Source organism: Allobosea sp. BE125 (genome assembly GCF_031456075.1).
In the GTDB taxonomy this organism is placed as follows: domain Bacteria; phylum Pseudomonadota; class Alphaproteobacteria; order Rhizobiales; family Beijerinckiaceae; genus Allobosea.
This window is the reverse complement of record NZ_JAVDTY010000005.1, coordinates 72506-92071: the sequence shown is the minus strand read 5'-3', so window position 1 is coordinate 92071 and position 19566 is coordinate 72506. Positions and strand designations below refer to the sequence as shown.

At 64.2% G+C, this 19566-nt stretch carries 20 protein-coding genes and 1 tRNA gene; 15 read left to right on the top strand and 6 right to left on the bottom strand.

The annotated features are described in order from the left end of the window. Positions 1–122 precede the first annotated feature (122 nt). Complete coding sequence (locus J2Y55_RS13345; protein WP_310153608.1) at positions 123–1640, top strand: NAD(P)H-hydrate dehydratase; 1518 nt, start codon at positions 123–125, stop codon at positions 1638–1640. Positions 1641–1722: 82 nt separating this feature from the next. Here J2Y55_RS13345 and J2Y55_RS13340 read toward each other — a convergent pair whose 3' ends face one another. From J2Y55_RS13340 to J2Y55_RS13330, 3 genes are all read right to left on the bottom strand, one after another. Further along, on the bottom strand, positions 1723–2298 hold the full coding sequence (locus J2Y55_RS13340) for a PRC-barrel domain-containing protein (protein WP_310153604.1): 576 nt from the start codon (positions 2296–2298) through the stop codon (positions 1723–1725). Positions 2299–2579: 281 nt separating this feature from the next. Next, the gene (locus tag J2Y55_RS13335; RefSeq protein WP_310153601.1) at positions 2580–3056 is read right to left on the bottom strand and encodes a hypothetical protein; all 477 of its coding nucleotides are present in this window, start codon (positions 3054–3056) and stop codon (positions 2580–2582) included. 358 nt (positions 3057–3414) lie between these two features. Next, positions 3415–3489: transfer RNA gene (locus J2Y55_RS13330), tRNA-Lys, on the bottom strand. 161 nt (positions 3490–3650) lie between these two features. On the opposite strand from J2Y55_RS13330, the gene J2Y55_RS13325 reads away from it, so the two are divergent. The 12 genes from J2Y55_RS13325 to J2Y55_RS13270 all read left to right on the top strand — a co-directional run bounded on the left by J2Y55_RS13325 (position 3651) and on the right by J2Y55_RS13270 (position 15466). Then, positions 3651–4739, top strand: coding sequence for a hypothetical protein (locus J2Y55_RS13325; protein WP_310153598.1), 1089 nt, complete (start codon positions 3651–3653; stop codon positions 4737–4739). A 34-nt stretch (positions 4740–4773) separates the two neighbouring features. Next, complete coding sequence (locus tag J2Y55_RS13320; RefSeq protein ID WP_310153595.1) at positions 4774–5085, top strand: FtsB family cell division protein; 312 nt, start codon at positions 4774–4776, stop codon at positions 5083–5085. A gap of 297 nt (positions 5086–5382) precedes the next feature. After that, complete coding sequence (pdhA, locus tag J2Y55_RS13315; RefSeq protein ID WP_310154345.1) at positions 5383–6363, top strand: pyruvate dehydrogenase (acetyl-transferring) E1 component subunit alpha; 981 nt, start codon at positions 5383–5385, stop codon at positions 6361–6363. Between the two features lie 74 nt (positions 6364–6437). Then, positions 6438–7826 carry a pyruvate dehydrogenase complex E1 component subunit beta gene (locus J2Y55_RS13310; protein WP_310153593.1) on the top strand — a complete coding sequence of 463 codons (1389 nt, stop codon included), beginning with the start codon at positions 6438–6440 and terminating at the stop codon, positions 7824–7826. Between the two features lie 14 nt (positions 7827–7840). After that, positions 7841–9175 (top strand): pyruvate dehydrogenase complex dihydrolipoamide acetyltransferase, encoded by a 1335-nt coding sequence (locus tag J2Y55_RS13305; RefSeq protein WP_310153590.1) that lies wholly within the window; start codon positions 7841–7843, stop codon positions 9173–9175. Positions 9176–9188: 13 nt separating this feature from the next. Then, the gene (gene lpdA / locus J2Y55_RS13300; protein WP_310153585.1) at positions 9189–10628 is read left to right on the top strand and encodes a dihydrolipoyl dehydrogenase; all 1440 of its coding nucleotides are present in this window, start codon (positions 9189–9191) and stop codon (positions 10626–10628) included. 83 nt (positions 10629–10711) lie between these two features. Further along, positions 10712–10960, top strand: a complete 249-nt coding sequence (locus tag J2Y55_RS13295) for a GlsB/YeaQ/YmgE family stress response membrane protein (RefSeq protein WP_069691545.1) — start codon at positions 10712–10714, stop codon at positions 10958–10960. 51 nt (positions 10961–11011) lie between these two features. Then, complete coding sequence (locus J2Y55_RS13290; RefSeq protein WP_310153582.1) at positions 11012–11350, top strand: GlsB/YeaQ/YmgE family stress response membrane protein; 339 nt, start codon at positions 11012–11014, stop codon at positions 11348–11350. Positions 11351–11418: 68 nt separating this feature from the next. After that, a complete protein-coding gene (locus J2Y55_RS13285; protein WP_310153578.1) occupies positions 11419–11703 on the top strand; it encodes a GlsB/YeaQ/YmgE family stress response membrane protein in 285 nt (94 codons plus the stop codon). Positions 11704–11804: 101 nt separating this feature from the next. Next, complete coding sequence (gene lipA / locus J2Y55_RS13280) at positions 11805–12809, top strand: lipoyl synthase (RefSeq protein ID WP_310153575.1); 1005 nt, start codon at positions 11805–11807, stop codon at positions 12807–12809. Between the two features lie 16 nt (positions 12810–12825). Next, positions 12826–13305, top strand: coding sequence for a type II toxin-antitoxin system RatA family toxin (locus J2Y55_RS13275; protein WP_310153573.1), 480 nt, complete (start codon positions 12826–12828; stop codon positions 13303–13305). 43 nt (positions 13306–13348) lie between these two features. Next, complete coding sequence (locus J2Y55_RS13270; protein WP_310153571.1) at positions 13349–15466, top strand: fused MFS/spermidine synthase; 2118 nt, start codon at positions 13349–13351, stop codon at positions 15464–15466. Positions 15467–15484: 18 nt separating this feature from the next. Here J2Y55_RS13270 and J2Y55_RS13265 read toward each other — a convergent pair whose 3' ends face one another. Both J2Y55_RS13265 and J2Y55_RS13260 read right to left on the bottom strand, forming a co-directional pair. Continuing rightward, positions 15485–15982: a CinA family protein gene (locus tag J2Y55_RS13265; RefSeq protein WP_310153568.1), complete on the bottom strand. Its 498-nt coding sequence runs from the start codon at positions 15980–15982 to the stop codon at positions 15485–15487. Between the two features lie 4 nt (positions 15983–15986). Then, positions 15987–17183 (bottom strand): bifunctional 2-C-methyl-D-erythritol 4-phosphate cytidylyltransferase/2-C-methyl-D-erythritol 2,4-cyclodiphosphate synthase, encoded by a 1197-nt coding sequence (locus tag J2Y55_RS13260; RefSeq protein ID WP_310153566.1) that lies wholly within the window; start codon positions 17181–17183, stop codon positions 15987–15989. Positions 17184–17365: 182 nt separating this feature from the next. On the opposite strand from J2Y55_RS13260, the gene dusB reads away from it, so the two are divergent. Further along, positions 17366–18388: a tRNA dihydrouridine synthase DusB gene (dusB, locus tag J2Y55_RS13255; RefSeq protein ID WP_310153562.1), complete on the top strand. Its 1023-nt coding sequence runs from the start codon at positions 17366–17368 to the stop codon at positions 18386–18388. Here dusB and J2Y55_RS13250 read toward each other — a convergent pair. Then, positions 18369–18524: a hypothetical protein gene (locus tag J2Y55_RS13250; RefSeq protein ID WP_310154386.1), complete on the bottom strand. Its 156-nt coding sequence runs from the start codon at positions 18522–18524 to the stop codon at positions 18369–18371. The genes dusB and J2Y55_RS13250 overlap by 20 nt on opposite strands. Between J2Y55_RS13250 and J2Y55_RS13245 the strand changes: the two genes are divergently transcribed. Next, the gene (locus tag J2Y55_RS13245; protein ID WP_310154343.1) at positions 18471–19547 is read left to right on the top strand and encodes a two-component system sensor histidine kinase NtrB; all 1077 of its coding nucleotides are present in this window, start codon (positions 18471–18473) and stop codon (positions 19545–19547) included. The two genes, J2Y55_RS13250 and J2Y55_RS13245, sit on opposite strands and share 54 nt — an antisense overlap. Positions 19548–19566: the final 19 nt, after the last annotated feature.

The window sequence follows — 19566 nt, the reverse complement described above, 5'->3', positions numbered from 1 at the left end:
TCCCGACGCCTGATGATAGGGCAAAAAATAGCACATAAATTGATCATTTGATTAATTTAAAAGCAATTGCCTCTATGCACTCCGTGCTTGCCGGAGATGCGCGGCTTCTGGATGATGGCTTCGTGGATAGAGTTGACAAAACCGGGCTGGTGCTGCTGAGCGTGGCCGATATGGCTGCGGCCGATCGCGCGGCGATCGCGGCCGGCACGCCGGGTCTCGCGCTGATGGAGCGGGCAGGGCGGGCCGTCGCCGATGCAGTCAGCCGGCGCGCGCGCCCAGGCGACGGCGTGCTCATTCTCTGCGGCCCGGGAAACAATGGCGGCGACGGTTTCGTCGCGGCGCGCTTGCTGCGCGAGCGCGGCTTTGGCGTCACCGTCGCGCTGGCCGGCGAGCCTTCGGTCCTGACGGGCGATGCCGCCGCCATGGCCGCGCGCTGGACCGGGGCGATCGAGCCGATCGCGACCGTCGTACCGCACGATCACGCCTTGATCGTCGACGCGCTTTATGGCGCGGGGCTCAACCGGCCCCTGGCCGGAGACGTTGCCGGGCTCGTCCTGGCGATCAATGCAGCGGACAGACCGGTGATCGCGATCGATGTGCCGAGCGGACTGTCGGGCGATAGCGGCCGGACTGAGGGGCAGGTCGTGCAGGCCGACGAGACCGTGACCTTCTTTCGGCTGAAACCCGGCCATCTGCTCGAGCCCGGGCGCGGGCTGTGCGGGGTCGTCACGCTCGCCCAGATTGGCCTGAGTCCCGAGACCGTCTTCGGCGCGGGCGGATTGCGGCCTGCCATGTTTCGCAACGGCCCCGCCTTGTGGCGCGAACTCTGGCCCAGACATCGACGCGATACCCATAAATACCGCCGCGGCGCCGTTCTCGTCGTGGCTGGCGGACTTTCCGGCGTCGGCGCCCCACGGCTCGGCGCGCGGGCGGCGCTGCGCATCGGCGCGGGTCTCGTCACGGTCGCCTGCCGCCCCGAAGCGTTGATGGCCCATGCGGCGCGCGGGCCCGATGCCTTGATGCAGAGGCCGATCACAACGGAGGCCGCGCTTCAGGACATGCTTGACGACGAGCGTCTTGGCGCCGTCCTGATCGGGCCGGCTCTGGGGCTCGATGCCGAGGCGAGAGCTGCCGTGATGGCTGTGCTGCGCGCCGATATTCCGGCGGTGTTCGATGCCGATGCGTTGACGCTGCTCGCCTCGCGGCCGGGATGGCTGCGCCGCCGGGCCAAGCCCTGTGTACTGACGCCGCATGAAGGCGAGTTCGCGCGCTTGTTAGGCGACGATGAGCGAATCGTCGCGCAGACGTCAAAGCTGGAACGGGCGAAGCTGGCCGCCGCCGCCACGGGCGCGGTCCTCGTGCTGAAGGGGCCCGATACCGTGATCGCCGATCCCGATGGCAGGACGGCGATCAACGCGACCGGCTCCTGGGCGCTGGCGACGGCAGGGGCGGGCGATGTGCTCGGCGGCCTCATCGCCGGATTGCTGGCGCAGGGCATGCCGGCCTTCGAGGCCGCCTGTGCCGCAGTCTGGCTGCACGGCAAGGCTGGCGAGGCGCTTGGGGCAGGCCTGATCGCCGATGATCTGCCGGAAGCGATCCCACCTCTCGTTGCGCCCGCCTTGGCGGATGATGCGAGCTGATGTGGCTGGTCGCGAATGGACCCGCCTTCCGGAGAAGGCGGGTCCAACGTTAAGCGGCGCGATAGAGCCTACATCCAGGTGATCAGCTTCCGCTGTAAGTCACCGCCGGAGCGGAGTGGAGCTGATCCTTGGTCATGCTGATCTTGCCGTGATCGGGATACATTGCGGGAGCCTTGGGGGCCGACGCGGTCGGGGTCGAAGCGATGCCGCCGCCCGAGGTGCCCGCGCCGCTGCCACCGCTCGGCGCGGGCGCAGGTGCAGGTGCAGCCGCAGCTATGGGCTGATCACTCCAGGTGACCTGCTCGAAGGGAATCGCGACGTCCTTCGCGCCAATGCCGAGGAAGCCGCCTACACCGACTGTCACCATCTCGATCTTGCCCGTCTTGTCGAACAGCACCTCCGTGATGTCGCCGACCTTTTTGTCGTCCGGGCCATAGATATCGACGCCCATCAATTTCGAGGCGCGCCATTTGCCCTGACCAGCGAGATTCTGATCTGGAGCCTTGGCGCTGCTGGTCGATGCGGTTGGCGCTGAGCTGGACGGCGCTGGCGCGGTCGGAGCGCTGGTCTGGGCGATAGCGGTCGTCGCAAGCATGGCGAGGCCGATGGATGTGAAGGTGATATGACGTTTGTGCATGTTATCCTCCAATATCCGCAAGAAGCGGCATGCAGGAACAACGCGTACTCAGCGCATTTGTTCACATCTCAGACGATCGAATCCGCTCTTCCCCGGCGAGATGAGGTTTCGACGCGAAGCCAATGCTCGCTATCCAGCGGATGGATCAGCTGCGAAACTGTGAGGCTATGACCCCATCGCCAATATTTTGCCTCAATCGCATTCCAGCGGGAAAAGCTATGCCATCTGGCATGCGACCTAGCTTTCCCAGCGGAGACCATGCGTTCCCAGCGCCCTCTCTAGGAGCGGCTGGCTCTGTAGCCTCAGTTGACCGGGTTACATTCCATACGTACCCGCTGGCCCGGCTGCGCGAATGTCTGGCAGGACACCGCGGTCGGCAGCGGCGCAGAGGTCTCCGCGGCTGAGGCCGGAATGAGTTTTGGCTGGGGCGCGGCTGGCCTTGGTGTGGCGAGGCGCGTTGGAGCAGGCTGTGGCTTGCTCGGCTGCAGACGTTTTATCGATGGTGTCGATGAAGCGGTTGTCGGCTGAGGCTCTGTCGCCGGCATCGTTTCCACGAGAGCGATCTGAGGCTGCTGCGGCCTCTCTTCCTCCTTGGGCCTCTCTGGCACCTTGGGTTCTTGCACCTTGGATTGCCAAGGCCGCCAGGCGCTCAATTGCGTGAAGGCCTCCATGGTCGGCTTGGTGATCGATTCCGCCGCCGGAATCGTTTGTCCCATGCATCCCGCGAGCGCCAAGCTCGTCAGGCACGCCGCAGTTGCGCGGCCATTGATGATCATCATCGTCGCCCCTTCCTGCTATTTCTCCCACCGCTGTAGCGAGCTGTCGTCGTAATCGACGACATGCGTGTGTAAATCTGTGGAATTCGGCATTCTGTGTCAAATTCACCGACTTGGTCCAGCGGATAAAAGCGCGGCAACTCTGATATCGCGAGGCGTTAGAGCGATTTCAGATCCAATTGGATCGTTCAATTACTCTAACTCTTTGTTCTAACGCGCTTCCTTCACGCGAACCGGTGCCCACTTCGTTCGAAAACGCTCGAGCGCGGCTGCCGCGAGTTTCTCAACCTTGGAAGCCTGCTTTCCCGGCGCCCAGGCAGGAGGGCGTCTATGTCTTCAATCACAACAATGTTGAAGACGCTGGTGAGCGGGGAGGGGATCGAACCCTCGACCACATGATTAAAAGTCACGTGCTCTACCACTGAGCTACCCGCCCTCACCGGTGCGCTGACATAGGCAGGCGCCGCGCGCGGGTCAACATTGTTCGTAAGGCTGCTTCTGTGGCAGAAGCGCGCCGGAGGTTTGCGATGTTCGCTTTGCCCAGGTCTGCTGCAGCGGGAGCCGCCGGTCTCGATGCCGTTCGGGATTGATACGACGATGACCGACTCGCCCGGGGCGCAACGCCGGATCTGGCCGGCGTGGGCGATGACGTTTCTGGTCTCGGCCCTCGTGCTGGGCGGGATGTTGTTCGGATTCGTCGTGGCCCTTGATCCGTTTGGGCTGCGGGTGCGGGCCGGCGTGCCGGCGCGGCCACTCATGGATCTCAACCAGCGCTATATGTACCCGCAGCTCGTGCGCTCGAATGCGTTCGATTCGGGGGTCTTCGGCACCTCGACCATGCGCTTGCTCGATCCTGCGATTCTGTCGCGCTCGATCGGTGGGCGCTTCGCCAATCTCGCGATGAATGCGGCCACGCCCTGGGAGCAGGTGCAGATGGCTGACCTGTTTGCGCGAACTGTTGCTGCGCCGAAAACCGTGATCTGGGGGCTCGACCTGACCTGGTGCGAAGGCGACGCGACCACGCCAGCCAAACGCTTGACGCCACGGCCGTTTCCGCCCTGGCTCTATGACGGCGCAAGCTGGGCCGACGCGCTGAGGCAACTGAACCTGACGACGCTCGAGATCTCGGCGCGGTTGCTCGCGCACAGGCTCGGTTACCTGCCTGCGCGTATCCGAGGCGATGGCTACGAGGTCTTCACGCCGCCCGAGGCCAGCTATGATCTGATGCGGGCGCGAAGCCATCTTTATGCCGACAATCATGGTGTCGCGCCGCATTTGACGCCGCTGTCGCCGCCTGCGCCCGTCAGTGAAGCCGAGCGCCTGGGTTGGCGCTTCCCGGCCCTGGCCTGGCTCGACGAGGCGTTGTCCGCGTTTCCCGCCGACACCTCCAAATTGATCGTGCTGCCGCCGACGCATGTCGCCGCGCAGCCGCGCGAAGGCTCTGTCGCTGCGCAGCGCTACAACGCTTGCAAGACTGCCTTGCGTGGGCTCGCCGCGCGCCAGGGCGCGACCATCATCGACTATGCGCATGGTTCGGCAGTGACCGAGGTCGACGAGAATTACTGGGACCCGCTGCATTTCAGGCTGCCTATCGCCCGGCGCGTCGAGGCTGATCTGGCGGCCGTCTCGCATGGCCAGGCGCTAGCGCCCGATGGCGTCGCCGGGGTCGCGCGCCCCTCGCGTTAACCCGCCGGAAACCAACCCGGCCTAGCCTGCCGGCATGGTTATTCGTCGCGGTGTCAGATCCGTCCTCATCACGCTCGCGCTCTACCTCGTCTCGGGCGCGGTGGTGAGCTATTTCCTGTTTCACGCCCAGCACGGCGCGCGCGGACTGGAGGCGCGCGACACCTTGCAGGGGACGTTGCGCGGGATGGAGGCGGAGCTCGCTGCGCTGACCGGCGAGCGCAAGAGCTGGGAGCAGCGCCTGTCGCTGGTGCGTGACGAGGCGGTCGATCGCGACCTGCTCGAGGAGATGGCGCGCAGCACGCTTGGCCGGGTTCACAAGAACGATGTCATCCTGATGGGGCGCTGAGCATCGCGGATGCCGGCAAATAGTCCCCGGCACATCGATTAACTGGATTCCGGTTATTTCTATAAATACCTGCAATTGCAATGATTTAGCAAATGCTGCAGTGCGAGATGGCTCCCTCGCCAAGGGTTTTGCGATCCTCTACAACCAAGGTCGAATGACCCTGGAGGACCGCTGATGGCCGTTGCCGCGCGTAAGACGAAAGCTCCCGCTCAATCCAAGGCCGCCGCGAAGACGGCGCCCAAGACGGGCTCCGCCAAGACTGGAGCCGACAAGGGGGCGTCCAAGGCGCTCAGCAACATGCCGACCTTCGACAAGGCGGAGGAGCTTCACGCCTATCGCGAGATGCTGCTGATCCGCCGCTTCGAGGAAAAGGCCGGCCAGATGTACGGCATGGGCCTGATCGGCGGCTTCTGCCACCTCTATATCGGGCAGGAAGCCGTCGTCATCGGCATGCAGATGGCCTCCAAGGACGGCGATCAGGTCATCACCGGCTATCGCGACCACGGCCATATGCTGGCTTGCGGCATGGAATCGCGCGGCGTGATGGCTGAGTTGACTGGACGCCAGGGCGGCTATTCCCGCGGCAAGGGCGGCTCGATGCACATGTTCTCCCGCGAAAAGAACTTTTATGGCGGCCACGGCATCGTCGGTGCGCAGGTCTCGCTCGGCACCGGCCTGGGCTTCGCCAACTGGTATCGCGATGACGGGCGGGTCTCGTTCGCTTATTTCGGCGATGGCGCGGCCAATCAGGGCCAGGTCTATGAGAGCTTCAACATGGCCCAGCTCTGGAAGCTGCCGGTCGTGTATGTGATCGAGAACAACCGTTACGCCATGGGCACCTCGGTCAACCGCGCCTCGGCGCAGACCGATTTCTCGCGGCGCGGCCTGTCCTTCGGCATTCCCGGCGAGCAGGTCGACGGCATGGATGTGCGCGCCGTGCGCGCAGCCGCCGAGCGCGCCATCGAGCATGCCCGTTCCGGCCAGGGGCCCTATATCCTGGAAATGCAGACCTATCGCTATCGCGGCCATTCGATGTCCGACCCGGCGAAGTACCGCTCCAAGGACGAGGTTCAGCGCATGCGCGAGGAGCACGATCCGATCGAGCAGGTAAGGGGGCGTCTGACCCGCGACTTCAAGGTGAGCGAGGACGAGCTCAAGGCGATCGACGCCAAGGTCCGCGAGATCGTCAACGACGCGGCCGAATTCGCGACGCACGATCCCGAGCCCGATGTCTCGGAGCTCTGGACCGACATCACGCTGGAGACGGCGCGCGCCTGAGGGGCTCGCCCGCTTCCGCAGGCCTTGCGGCCTTAATCCCAATCCCCGCGTCTTTCAGAAATCCGGGTGCGTTCATGCCGATCGACATTCTCATGCCTGCTCTTTCGCCGACGATGGAGCAGGGCAAGCTCTCCAAATGGCTGAAAGCCGAAGGCGATACGGTCAAGGCCGGCGACATCATCGCCGAGATCGAGACCGACAAGGCGACGATGGAGGTCGAGGCTGTCGATGAAGGCATCCTGGCCAAGATCCTCATCGCCGACGGCACCGACAATGTCGCGGTCAACACGCCCATCGGCGTGATCGCGGCCGAAGGCGAGGATGTCAGCGCGGCGAGCAAGCCGGCTGCCGCCAAGCCGGCAGAGAAGCCAGTCGAGCCGGAAGCCAAGGCCGAGTCCGCGCCAGTAGCCCCCGCATCACCAAGCGTACCGGCTCAGGCGAAGTCCTATGACGCCTCCTCCGAATTCCCGGCAGGTGCCGAGGTCGCGACCATGACGGTGCGCGAAGCCTTGCGCGATGCCATGGCCGAGGAAATGCGCCGCGACGGTGATGTCTTCGTCATGGGCGAGGAGGTCGCGGAATATCAGGGCGCCTACAAGGTCACCCAGGGGCTGCTGCAGGAATTCGGCGCCAAGCGCGTCATCGATACGCCGATCACCGAGCACGGCTTCGCCGGTATCGGTGTTGGTGCGGCGCTGACCGGCCTGAAGCCGATCGTCGAGTTCATGACCTTCAACTTCGCCATGCAGGCGATCGACCATATCATCAACTCTGCCGCCAAGACGCTCTACATGTCGGGCGGCCAGATGGGTTGCCCGATCGTCTTCCGCGGCCCCAACGGCGCAGCTGCCCGCGTCGGCGCCCAGCACAGCCACGATTATGCCGCCTGGTATTCGAACGTGCCCGGCCTCAAGGTGGTGATGCCCTATAGCGCCTCGGATGCGAAGGGTTTGCTCAAGAGCGCGATCCGCGACCCGAACCCGGTCATCTTTCTCGAGAACGAGATCCTCTACGGCCGGACCTTCGAGGTTCCCAAGAGCGATGATTTCCTGGTCCCGATCGGCAAGGCCAAGATCGTGCGCCCGGGCACAGACGTCACCATCGTCTCCTTCGGCATCGGCATGACCTATGCGCTGGGCGCGGCCGAAGCGCTCGCCAAGGAGGGCATCGAGGCCGAAGTCATCGATCTGCGCACGATCCGGCCGATGGACATCGAGACGGTCATCGCCTCCGTGCAGAAGACCAATCGCTGCGTCGCGGTCGAGGAGGGGTTCCCGCAGTCGGGCGTCACCGCCGAGATCGGCATGCGCATCATGGAGGCGGCGTTCGACTATCTCGACGCGCCGGTCGCCCGCGTCACCGGCAAGGACGTGCCGATGCCTTACGCGGCGAACCTCGAGAAGCTCGCCTTGCCGAATATCGGCGAGGTCGTCGCTGCGGCCAAAGCCGTTTGCTACCGCTGAGAAGGGGCTGACCGATGCCAACCAACATCCTGATGCCCGCGCTCTCTCCCACCATGGAGAAGGGCAATCTCGCCAAATGGCTCAAGAAGGAAGGCGACACGATCAAGTCCGGCGACATCATCGCCGAGATCGAGACCGACAAGGCGACCATGGAGGTCGAGGCCGTCGATGAAGGCATCCTGGCCAAGATCCTGGTGCCGGATGGTACGGCCGATGTCGCCGTCAACGAGATCATCGGCGTGATCGCGGCCGAAGGCGAGGATGTGAAGGCGGCAGCCGCTCCGGCCAAGGCCGAGGCTCCCAAGGCCGAGGCTGCGCCCAAGGCAGCGGCTCCAGCGCCGGCCACTGAGGCGCCCAAGGCGAGCGAGGCTCCCAAGGCCGCCGCTGCTCCGACAGCCTCCAGCGGCGAGCGCCCCTTCGCCTCGCCGCTCGCCAAGCGTCTCGCCAAGGAAGCGGGCCTCGATCTCGGTAAGATCCAGGGCTCGGGCCCGCATGGCCGCATCGTCGAGAAGGATATCGAGGCTGCGAAGGCCGGCGGAGCCGCCAAGGCCGCGCCGTCCGCTGCTCCCGTGGCGGCGCCCAAGCCGGCCGCAGCGCCACTGGCTGCTGGTATGTCCGACGAAGCGGTCAAGAAGCTGTTCGCGCCGGACTCCTACGAGGAAGTGCCGCATGACGGCATGCGCAAGACGATCGCGCGCCGCCTGCTCGAATCCAAGCAGACGATCCCGCATTTCTACCTGACGATCGATTGCGAGCTCGACGCGCTGCTCAAGCTGCGCGCGGAACTCAATGCCGCCGCGCCCGAGAAGGACGGCAAGCCGGCCTACAAGCTCTCGGTCAACGACCTCGTGATCAAGGCGTTGGCGCTTTCGCTGCGCGCGGTGCCCGAGGCCAATGTGAGCTGGACCGAGAACACCATGCTCAAGCACAAGCATGCCGATGTCGGCGTCGCGGTCTCGATCCCGGGCGGTCTGATCACGCCGGTGATCAGGGACGCCTGCCACAAGACGCTGAGCCAGATCTCCAACGAGATGAAGGACCTGGCTGCCCGCGCCAAGAACCGCAAGCTGAAGCCCGAGGAATATCAGGGCGGCACCACGGCGGTCAGCAATCTCGGCATGTTCGGCGTCAAGGACTTCGCGGCGATCGTCAATCCGCCGCATGCGACGATCCTGGCTGTCGGCGCCGGCGAGCAGCGTGCCGTCGTCAAGGGCGGACAGCTCGCGGTCGCGACCGTGATGTCGGTGACGCTCTCGACCGACCACCGTGCAGTGGACGGCGCACTCGGAGCCGAGCTGATGCAGGCCTTCAAGGGCTATATCGAGAAGCCTATGGCGATGCTGGTTTGATGGGAGCCTGACCATGGCTGACTATGACGTCATCATCATCGGCTCCGGCCCCGGCGGCTATGTCGCCGCCATCCGTGCGGCGCAGCTCGGCTTCAAGACGGCGATCGTCGAGCGCGAGCATCTTGCCGGCATTTGCTCGAACTGGGGTTGCATCCCGACCAAGGCGCTGCTGCGCTCGGCCGAGATCCTGCATTACGGCCAGCACGCCAAGGATTACGGCCTGAAGCTGGAAGGCACGTTCACGGCCGATCTCGCTGCCGTGGTGGCGCGTTCGCGCGGCATCGCTGCGCGCATGAACAACGGCGTCCAGTTCCTGATGAAGAAGAACAAGGTCGATGTGATCTGGGGCGAGGCGAAGCTCACCAAGCCCGGCACGATCACGGTCGCGCCGACCAAGAAGCCCGCCATGCAGCCGCAGGTGCCGCCGCCCAAGGGGGCCAAGGGCGAGGGCACCTATACCGCCGACCATATCGTCATCGCGACCGGTGCGCGGCCACGCGCGCTGCCGGGCATCGAGCCCGACGGCAAGCTGATCTGGACCTATTTCGAGTCGATGGTGCCGGCGAAAATGCCGAAATCGCTGCTCGTGATGGGCTCGGGTGCGATCGGCATCGAATTCGCCTCGTTCTACCGGACGATGGGCGTCGAGGTCACCGTCGTTGAGGTGATGCCGCAGGTCGTGCCGATCGAGGATGCCGAGATCGGCGCCTTCGCGCGCAAAGCCTTCGAGAAGCAGGGCATGAAGATCCTGACCGGCGCCAAGGTCACCAAGGTCGAGAAGGGTGCAGACAGCGTCACCGCCCATATCGAGGACGAGAAGGGCGGCAAGCAGACCATCACTGCCGACCGGATGATCTCGGCCGTCGGCGTGGTCGGCAATATCGAGAATCTCGGACTGGAGACGCTCGGCGTGAAGACCGATCGTGGCTGCATCGTCATCGACGATTTCTGCCGCACCAATGTGAAGGGCGTCTATGCGATCGGCGATGTCGCCGGGCCGCCGATGCTGGCGCACAAGGCCGAGCATGAGGCAGTGATCTGCGTCGAGGCGATCAAGGGGCTGCATCCGCACGCGATGGACAAGCTGATGATCCCGGGCTGCACCTATTGCCACCCGCAGATCGCCAGCGTCGGCCTGACCGAGGCCAAGGCGAAGGCAGCCGGCTACGAGCTCAAGGTCGGGCGCTTCCCCTTCGTCGCCAACGGCAAGGCGGTGGCGCTGGGTGAGGATAGCGGTCTGGTCAAGACGATCTTCGACGCCAAGACCGGAAAGCTCCTCGGTGCCCATATGGTCGGCGCAGAAGTGACCGAACTGATCCAGGGTTTTGTCGTGGCCATGAACCTCGAGACCACCGAGGAAGAATTGATGCACAGCATCTTCCCGCATCCGACGATCTCGGAGACGATGAAGGAAAGCGTGCTCGACGCTTATGGCAAAGTGCTGAACGCCTGACCGAATTGAAGATCGAATTGCGCGTTCACGCGTCTTGTGGAGATGCCGGCCAATAACGGACCGGTAGGGGCAGGAAACTCGTCATGGACACGCGTTCGATCATCGTCGCTATCGTCATCGGTCTTGTCGCAGGCTGGCTCGCCAGCATCGTCGTCGGCGGTGGCGGGTTGATCCGCTATATCATCACCGGCCTGATCGGCGCCTTTGTCGGCAGCTTCCTGCTCTCGGCTCTGGGCATCAATCTCGGCATCGGCAATCCGCTCGTCTCGCAGATCATCACGGCGACGATCGGCGCGATCGTCGTGGTTTTGCTAGCCCGGCTGATCGCCTGATATCAGGCTCGATTCCGCAATCCGCTCGACACGGGACGGCCTATCGCAGCGATGACCGCACGTAGCCGCAAACCCCGTGGTCCCGAACGGATCGTCCCTGACGACAAGGTCGAGATTCTGCCGCCCGGCGGCGGCTTGATGCTCGACTGGCGCGTGCTGGCGCCAACGATCGCGTTGGGTACCGTCACAGGTTTCGTAGCGAGCCTGATCGTGGGCGGTGGCGGGCTGGTCCGCCACGCCGTCGTCGGCGTGCTCGGCATGCTGGTCGGGCAGGGGCTGGTGCGGTTGACCGGCTGGCGCCTGCGCACCGGCCATGGTTTTCTCGACGAGATGGCCATGGCTGTATTGGGCGCAATTCTTGTGGTTCTTCTGGCGCGCTTTATCGCGTGACTGCAGATAATTGCGTAGGTTGGTTCCGTTTCCGCCCCGTTTCACAATGAGCTGAAAGGTCAAGGACGATGGACTCCATCAATGCCGCCATGTCGGCGCAGCCCGGCTACGGCTTCTTTGCGACGATCTTTATCGGTCTTCTTGCCGGCTGGATTGCGGAGCGCATCACGTCTTCCAACCATGGCATCCTGACCAATATGCTGGTCGGTGTCGCCGGCTCGTTCCTTGGCAGCCGGCTGGCGGAATTGCTTGATATCCCGATCTTCGGCTTCTTTCGCACCCTCGTCGCCGCGATCGCGGGCGCGGTCATCGTCATCGTGGTCTGGAACGCCTTCCGCAAGCCTGTAGCCTGACGCGGCATCGGCGCCTGTTGTCGTCCGCCTCAAGGCGGATTAGCTAGAGGGCAGGCGGGGGCGTTAGCCCCAGCCCGCCACATATATGGAAGTTTTTGAGCATGGCGCTCGTTCTCGATCTGCTGAACCGCGATCCGCGACCCAATATCGGCAATCCCAAGGCGGAAGCCCCGGCGCCGGCCGCGGAGTTGCGCCATCCCGAGAAGCAGAAGCGTGCCGAGAATCCGATCCTGCGCAAGCCGGACTGGATCAGGGTCAAGGCGCCGGGCTCGCCGAAATGGGCCGAGACCCAGAAGATCGTCAAGGAGAACAAGCTCGTCACGGTCTGCGAGGAGGCCGGCTGCCCCAATATCGGCGAGTGCTGGGAGAAGAAGCACGCCACCTTCATGATCATGGGCGACACCTGCACGCGGGCCTGCGCCTTCTGCAACGTCAAGACCGGCGTGCCGCAGCCTCTCGACCAGGACGAGCCGCATAAGGTAGCGCAAGCCGTCGCCAAGCTCGGGCTGGAGCATGTCGTCATCACGTCGGTCGACCGCGACGATCTCAAGGATGGCGGCGCCGAGCATTTCGCCCGCGTCATCCGCGCGATCCGCGAGGCTTCCCCGGGTACGACGATCGAAATCCTGACGCCCGATTTCCTGCGCAAGCCCGGCGCGCTGGAGGTCGTCGTCGCGGCCAAGCCCGATGTCTTCAACCACAATCTCGAGACGGTGCCCGGCAAATACCTGACCGTGCGGCCCGGCGCGCGCTATTTCCATTCACTGCGCCTGCTCCAGCGGGTGAAGGAGCTCGACCCGACGATCTTCACCAAATCCGGCATCATGGTCGGCCTGGGTGAAGAGCGGAACGAGATCCTCCAGCTGATGGATGATCTGCGCTCGGCCGATGTCGATTTCATCACCATCGGCCAGTATCTCGCGCCGTCGCGCAAGCACCATGCGGTGATCCGTTTCGTCACGCCCGAGGAGTTCAAGGGGTTTGAGGCGATCGCCTATGTGAAGGGGTTCCTGATGGTGTCCTCGACGCCGCTGACGCGCTCCTCGCATCATGCCGGCGAGGATTTCGCCAAGTTGCGCGCCGCACGCTCCGCGAAGCTCGGCTGAGGACGCGCGCGCCACCATGCCGATGTTCAACAACGCCCGCCGGGTGAAGCACTCGCCCGAGCAGATGTTCGCGCTCGTCGCCGATGTCGAGAAATACCCGGAGTTCCTGCCGCTCTGCGAGGGGCTGACGGTGCGCAAGCGGACGCCGCGTGAGGGCGGCGGCGAGGTTCTGCTCGCCGATATGAGCGTCGGCTACAAGGCGATCCGCGAAACCTTCACCAGCAGGGTGACGCTCGACCCGATCAATCTCAAGATCCTGGTCGAATATGTCGACGGGCCGTTCCGCTATCTGGAGAACCGCTGGACCTTCAAGCCAGGCGAGGGCGGCTGCGAGGTCGGCTTCTTCATCTCCTACGAATTTGCCAGCCGCATGCTCGGCCTGCTGATGGGCGCGATGTTCGACAAAGCCTTCCGCAAATTTGCCGAAGCCTTTGAGCGCCGGGCCGACGTCGTCTATGGGCGCGGCAGGACCGCGGCAGCGATCATCGGGCCTTAAACAGTTTGCGGCATTGTTTCCCTGGGTTGCTAGGGGAGCTGTCATGGACGCGCCACAGATACAGGCCGGGAGCCAAATAGAAGCTCGCCGCCTGGCAACGACCCTGCCGGTCTATCTGGGAACGATCTTCTTCTCCGCCTTCCTGCTCTTCGGCATCCAGCCGATGTTTGCCAAGATGGTATTGCCGCGACTAGGCGGCTCTCCAGGCGTCTGGTCTGTCGCCATGGTGTTCTTTCAGACGGTGCTGCTTGCCGGCTATGGCTATGCGCATTGGCTCGTCAGCCGTTTCACTGTCCGCCAGGCTGCGCTGATCCACATCAGCCTCATGGTTGTCGTGTTGCTGTTCGCGTTACCCATTGGCGTCGCGCCGGGCTTCGATCGGCCGCCTTCGGATGGCGAAATTCCCTGGCTCCTTGCGTTGTTCGGTATGTCCGTTGGCCTGCCTTTCTTCGCCGTCTCGGCCAATGGCCCACTATTGCAGGCTTGGTTTGCCCGTACGGGACACGCTCATGCAAAAGATCCGTATTTTCTTTACGCGGCCTCGAATGTCGGCAGTTTCCTCGCTCTGATCGCCTATCCCTTTGCTATCGAGCCCTTCCTCGCCTTGTCCGGTCAGGCTTCGTCATGGGCCTGGGGATTTGGGCTGCTGCTTGCCGGTATCGCAGCCTGCGCAGGGTTGGGTCTCGGTCAGTCTGCCGCCGAGACCGCAGGTATCCAAGTAAAGCTGCCGCAAACGGCGATTGCTATGCGGGAGAAGTTGGTTTGGGCCGTATTGGCGTTCGTGCCATCCGGGCTGCTCGTTGCCGTGACGGCGCATGTTTCGACCGATGTCGCCGCTGCTCCGCTGCTCTGGGTGGTGCCGCTCGCACTCTTCCTGCTGACTTTCGTCATCGTTTTCCAGCGCAAACCAATCCTGCCTCACGCTTGGATGCTCAATGCCCAACTTGTGCTGGCGGCGGTATTTGTCGTGTCGGTCGCGTTCAACCCGGATCTGGGTTGGGGGTTCTACCTCGCATTGCATCTCGGCCTGTTTTTCCTGACGGCGATGGTGGCGCATGGCGAATTGGCCAAACGCCGGCCGGACGCAGCCAACCTCACGCAATTCTATTTCTGGATGTCGATTGGTGGTGTGTTCGGCGGGCTGTTCAGTGGCTTGCTTGCGCCGATCATTTTCAACTCCATCATCGAATACCCAGTGCTGGTCATCGCCGGTTTGCTCTGCCGCCCCGGCTTCACGTCGATCAAGCTGACCGGCTGGATGCGCGGCGCAATCGCTGCCGTCGTCGCGATAGGCTTTGTCGGGATCGTGTTGCGCGAACAGCAGCGCACCGATTCCGTGCGGTCCTTCTTCGGCGTGAATCGCATCTTCTATAGCGATGATGGCCGCTTCCGCATGCTGTTCCACGGCAGCACGATGCATGGAGCGCAGAAACTGCGTGAGCCGGATGGAGCCATGGTCATCGGCAAGCCTGAGCCGCTGACATATTATTTCAGCGGCGGCGCCATTGCGGACGGAATCGACTCCGTGCGTCAGGCGCGTGGCGGAACACTCGCCAAGGTTTCGGTCATCGGGGTGGGAACAGGGTCTCTCGCCTGCCAAATCCACTCTGGAGAAGACTGGAATTTCTACGAGATCGATGCCCATGTCGTGCGGATCGCGACCGACCCCACGCGCTTCAGTTTCTTCAGCGCCTGCGCACCGGCGACCGCCTTCGTCCTCGGCGATGCGCGGTTGACGCTCGGGGACGCTCCGAACGGCTTGCTCGACTTGCTCGTGGTCGATGCCTTTTCTTCCGATGCCATTCCCGTCCATTTGCTGACGAGGGAGGCGATCGCGCTATATTTGACCAAGCTGAAGCCAAACGGGGTCGTGCTGTTCCACACCTCTAATCGCAATATGGAACTGGGCCCTGTGGTGACGGCGACAGCGCGCGTGCAAGGACTGACGACCTGGATTCGCGAACCAGGGCAGACAGCTGAGATGTTTGCGCAAATGAAGATTTCGCCGCAGGTCGCTATCGTTGCGCGCCAACAAGCGGATGTCGGCCCGCTTGCCAGCGACAAGGCTTGGATCAAGCAGAATGGTCCCGATACGGCTCGGCCTTGGCGCGACGACTACGCCGATATCGTCAGTGCGATCTGGCGCAAGTTCTCGCATTGAGCAGGCCTGACGATCGCGTCAGACCGCATCGCGCGCGGCTTCACGCAGCATGTCGAGTGCCGTGACGACCGTCAGACGGCGAATCTCGTCGCGTGACAGAGGTCCGAAACGCTGTTCGCGATGCATGGTCACGTGGCCCCCTGCACAAGCGAAATGCACCAACCCCACGGGCTTTTCCGCGCTGCCGCCACCGGGGCCGGCCACGCCCGTGACGGCGATGGCGAGGCTGGCGGCAAGCCGCATCCAGCCGCCCTCGGCCATGGCGCGCGCAACCGGCTCGCTGACCGCACCATGGACTTCGATCAATTCGGCCGGCACGCCGGCGAGCGCGCTCTTGGCTGCGTTTGAATAGGTCACCAGCCCGCCATTGACGACATCGGAAGAACCGGGGATCGCGGTCAGCGCGCCGGCGATGAGGCCGCCCGTGCAGGATTCGACGGTCGCGACGGTGAGCCCAGCCTTGCGGCAGGCATCGAGCACCTCGGTTGCCAGCTTGGTGATCTCGGTGTCGAACATGGCTTTACTCCGGTTCCGGCAAGCGGATCGTGGCGGTCGCCAGGGCGGCCAGGCCTTCTCCGCGCCCGGTGAAGCCCATACGCTCGGAGGTGGTCGCCTTGATGGCGACCTGATCGATGCGAATCTCGGCGGCGACGGCGATCGCGGCGCGGATCGCTTCGCGATGCGGGCCGACCTTGGGCGCCTCGCAGACGATAGTGAGATCAAGGAAATCGATGCGCCCGCCGCGCTGCCTGACGCGCTCTGACGCGAAGGCCAGGAACTGCGCGGAGGCAGCCCCCTTCCATTGCGGATCGCTGGGCGGGAAATGCGTGCCGATATCGCCCTCGGCCAGCGCGCCGAGAAGCGCATCCGTCAAGGCATGCAGCGCGACATCGCCATCGGAATGCGCCAGCACGCCGCGATCATGCGCGATGCGGACGCCGCCGAGCCAGACATGGTCGCCATCGCCGAAGGCGTGGACGTCATAGCCGGTGGCAACGCGCACATGAAGAGGCGCGCCCTGGGAGCGATCGAAATCCTGCGGATGGGTGAGCTTCACGTTGGCTGGGTCTCCGGGAAAGGTTTTCACAGGATGTCCTGCCCATTCCATCAGAGCCGCATCGTCGGTGAAGCCCGACAGGCCGGCGGCGACAGCGGCTTCATGAGCCGCGAGCAAGGCCTTGAAGTGGAACCCCTGGGGCGTCTGCACGCTGACGAGCGTATCGCGGGGCGGTGTCTCGGCGACGCGACCATCGCCATCGAGGCGCTTGATCGTGTCAGTCACCGGCAAAGCGGGGATGGCCGCGATCTCGCTTTGGAGCGCGTCGACCGCACGGCGCATGAGCGCAGTGGTGACGAAGGGGCGGGCGGCGTCATGGACCAGCACGATGCCGTCAAAGCCGGTGGCGGCAAGGGCTTGCAGGCCCAGGCGCACGGAATCCTGCCGTGTTGCGCCGCCTTGCGCTGGTGAGAGCAGTTTTCCAGCAGGCAGGTCGGCGACGGCATGGGCATAGCGTGCATCGTCGCCTGATCCGATGACGACCACGACATGATCGATCGCAGCGTCAGCCAAAAAAGGCGTCAGCGCCTGCGCAAGAACTGGCCGGCCCGCAAGGGCGCGATATTGCTTGGGCAGGTCTCCGCCGGCGCGCAGCCCGCGCCCGGCGGCGACGACCAAGGCGGCGACGGCTGCGTGGCGGCTGCTTGTTTTTGTGAGCACGGGCAATGGTCCAGCAGGGGCAATAGTCCAGCAGGGATTGGGTGATAGTGGCACGGCGCGCGATCGCCAAGTCCGCAGGCGAGATGCTTGGCAAGCCATGCGGCAAGGGTGCGGCGATGATGCACTGCAATATGTTCCGAGACCTCTTGCGCTCTCGCAGCAATGTCCAATAAATATGCATAATGGAAGTTGCCTCAAATTCGAGCGCCGACGTAGCGATCCTGCCGGACGTCGCTCCCGTTTCGCGCGCTTTCCTGGCGCCGATGTCGGGTGTCACCGACATCGTGATGCGTCGGATCGCGGCGCGCCATGGTGCAGGCCTCGTCGTCTCCGAGATGGTCGCCTCCGACGAGTTCGTCAGGGGCAGCGAGGAGGCGCGCATCCGCGCCGAGGGGGCCGGCGTCTCTCCCCATGTCGTCCAGCTTGCCGGCTGCGATCCGCATTGGCTGGGCGAGGCGGCGCGACTGGCTGAGGCCAATGGCGCGGCGATCGTCGACATCAACATGGGCTGCCCGGCCAAGAAGGTCACGGGTGGCTGGGCGGGCTCGGCTCTGATGCGCGATCTCGACCATGCGATCGGGCTCGTCGAGGCCGCGGTCAAGGCCGTGAGCGTGCCCGTCACCGTCAAGATGCGGCTGGGCTGGGACGATGCCTCGCGCAATGCGCCGGAGCTGGCGCGCCGCGCCGTCGCCTCGGGCGCGTCGATGATCACGGTGCATGGCCGGACCCGGCAGCAATTTTACAAGGGCGTCGCCGATTGGGGCGCGATCCGGGCGGTGCGCGAGCAGGGTGATTTTCCGCTCGTCGCCAATGGCGACATCCATGACGAGGATGATGCGCGCAACTGCCTTGCCCAATCGGGGGCCGATTTCGTGATGGTCGGCCGTGCCGCGCTCGGCAGACCATGGCTGGTCGGCGAGATCGGCGCTGCGCTTGCCGGGCGGGCGTCCCCGCAGCTCGGCCTTGGCCAGAAATTCGCCATCGCGCGCGACCATTATGAGGGGCTGCTCAGCCTGATGGGCATTGCCCATGGCGTGCGCCATGCCCGCAAGCATCTGGCGGCCTATGCCGACGAGGCCGTGGCGAGCGGCGGCATGCCCGACCCCGAGCAGCGGCGCGCGCTGCTGACTTCTGACGATCCGCATCTGGTGCTCGGCGCATTGACGCGACTGTTTTCTCCGGAGCTCAGCCGCGCTGCGGCCTGACCGAAAGGTGTTGCGTATGGCAATGGCGTTTTTCGATGGCGGCGGACGGGGCAGGGACGATTTCCTGCTCGATCCGATCGAGATGCAGGCCCTCAACGTGCTGCCAATGCCGGTCGTCGTGATCGGCGAGGGCCATGGCATCCTCTACGCCAACACGGCCGCGGAGGACTTCTTCCAGTCCAGCGCCGTCGTGTTGAAGCGGCAGCGCATCGACGATCTGATCGCCTTTGGCTCGCCGGTGCTGGCGCTGGTGGAGGAGGTGCAGCGGCGCGGAGCGAGCGTCAGCGAATATCGGCTCGACCTCGGCTCACCCCGTCTCGGCGTCGATCGCGTGGTCGATGTCTTTGCCTCTCCTTTGTCCAGCCAGAGCGATGCCGTCGTTCTTATGCTGCAAGAACGGACAATTGCTGAAAAAATGGACAGACAGCTGACCCATAGAGGGGCAGCGCGTTCCATCACAGCGCTGGGGGCCATGCTGGCCCATGAGATCAAGAACCCGCTATCGGGCATTCGCGGCGCGGCGCAGCTGCTTGAGGCTTCTGTCCCCGACAGCGAACGCATGCTGACGCAGTTGATCTGCGACGAGACCGACCGGATCGTGAAGCTCGTGGAACGGGTCGAGCTCTTCGGCGACGAGCGCCCGAGCGAGCGCGATGCCGTCAATGTGCATGACGTGCTCGACCATGTGAAACGGCTGGCGCAATCGGGCTTTGCGCGCCACATCCGCTTCAACGAGGTCTACGATCCGTCGTTGCCGCCGGTGGCCGGCAATCGCGACCAGCTCGTTCAGGTCTTGCTGAACTTGATGAAGAACGCGGCTGAAGCCATTGGAACGCAATCGATCGATGGCGAGATCACGCTGACGACCGCTTACCGGCCAGGCATCCGCATGCAGCTCGCCGGCTCGCCAGGCCGGATCGCCCTGCCGCTCGAGATCGGCATTCGCGACAACGGGCCGGGCGTGCCCTCGGACCTGCTGCCGCATCTGTTCGATCCCTTCGTCACCACCAAGGCGCAAGGCAGTGGCCTTGGACTTGCACTCGTTGCCAAGGTGATCGGCGATCACGGCGGAATCGTCGAATGCGAATCCGTTCCTCGCCGTACGACGTTTCGAATTCTGCTGCCTCTGCACCAGCCCCGGGCGCGGCAGACAGTTTAAGGCCTACAGGACCATAGTG

Coding starts and splice junctions, on each gene's coding strand:
- J2Y55_RS13295 (WP_069691545.1), top strand. CDS start 10,712: ATGGACACGCGTTCGATCATCGTCGCTATCGTCATCGGTCTTGTCGCA.
- dusB (WP_310153562.1), top strand. CDS start 17,366: ATGGAAGTTGCCTCAAATTCGAGCGCCGACGTAGCGATCCTGCCGGAC.
- J2Y55_RS13320 (WP_310153595.1), top strand. CDS start 4,774: ATGGTTATTCGTCGCGGTGTCAGATCCGTCCTCATCACGCTCGCGCTC.
- J2Y55_RS13265 (WP_310153568.1), bottom strand. CDS start 15,982: ATGTTCGACACCGAGATCACCAAGCTGGCAACCGAGGTGCTCGATGCC.
- J2Y55_RS13335 (WP_310153601.1), bottom strand. CDS start 3,056: ATGATGATCATCAATGGCCGCGCAACTGCGGCGTGCCTGACGAGCTTG.
- lpdA (WP_310153585.1), top strand. CDS start 9,189: ATGGCTGACTATGACGTCATCATCATCGGCTCCGGCCCCGGCGGCTAT.
- J2Y55_RS13275 (WP_310153573.1), top strand. CDS start 12,826: ATGCCGATGTTCAACAACGCCCGCCGGGTGAAGCACTCGCCCGAGCAG.
- J2Y55_RS13270 (WP_310153571.1), top strand. CDS start 13,349: ATGGACGCGCCACAGATACAGGCCGGGAGCCAAATAGAAGCTCGCCGC.
- J2Y55_RS13290 (WP_310153582.1), top strand. CDS start 11,012: ATGACCGCACGTAGCCGCAAACCCCGTGGTCCCGAACGGATCGTCCCT.
- lipA (WP_310153575.1), top strand. CDS start 11,805: ATGGCGCTCGTTCTCGATCTGCTGAACCGCGATCCGCGACCCAATATC.
- J2Y55_RS13245 (WP_310154343.1), top strand. CDS start 18,471: ATGCAGGCCCTCAACGTGCTGCCAATGCCGGTCGTCGTGATCGGCGAG.
- J2Y55_RS13250 (WP_310154386.1), bottom strand. CDS start 18,524: ATGGCCCTCGCCGATCACGACGACCGGCATTGGCAGCACGTTGAGGGC.
- J2Y55_RS13310 (WP_310153593.1), top strand. CDS start 6,438: ATGCCGATCGACATTCTCATGCCTGCTCTTTCGCCGACGATGGAGCAG.
- J2Y55_RS13325 (WP_310153598.1), top strand. CDS start 3,651: ATGACCGACTCGCCCGGGGCGCAACGCCGGATCTGGCCGGCGTGGGCG.
- J2Y55_RS13305 (WP_310153590.1), top strand. CDS start 7,841: ATGCCAACCAACATCCTGATGCCCGCGCTCTCTCCCACCATGGAGAAG.
- pdhA (WP_310154345.1), top strand. CDS start 5,383: ATGCCGACCTTCGACAAGGCGGAGGAGCTTCACGCCTATCGCGAGATG.
- J2Y55_RS13285 (WP_310153578.1), top strand. CDS start 11,419: ATGGACTCCATCAATGCCGCCATGTCGGCGCAGCCCGGCTACGGCTTC.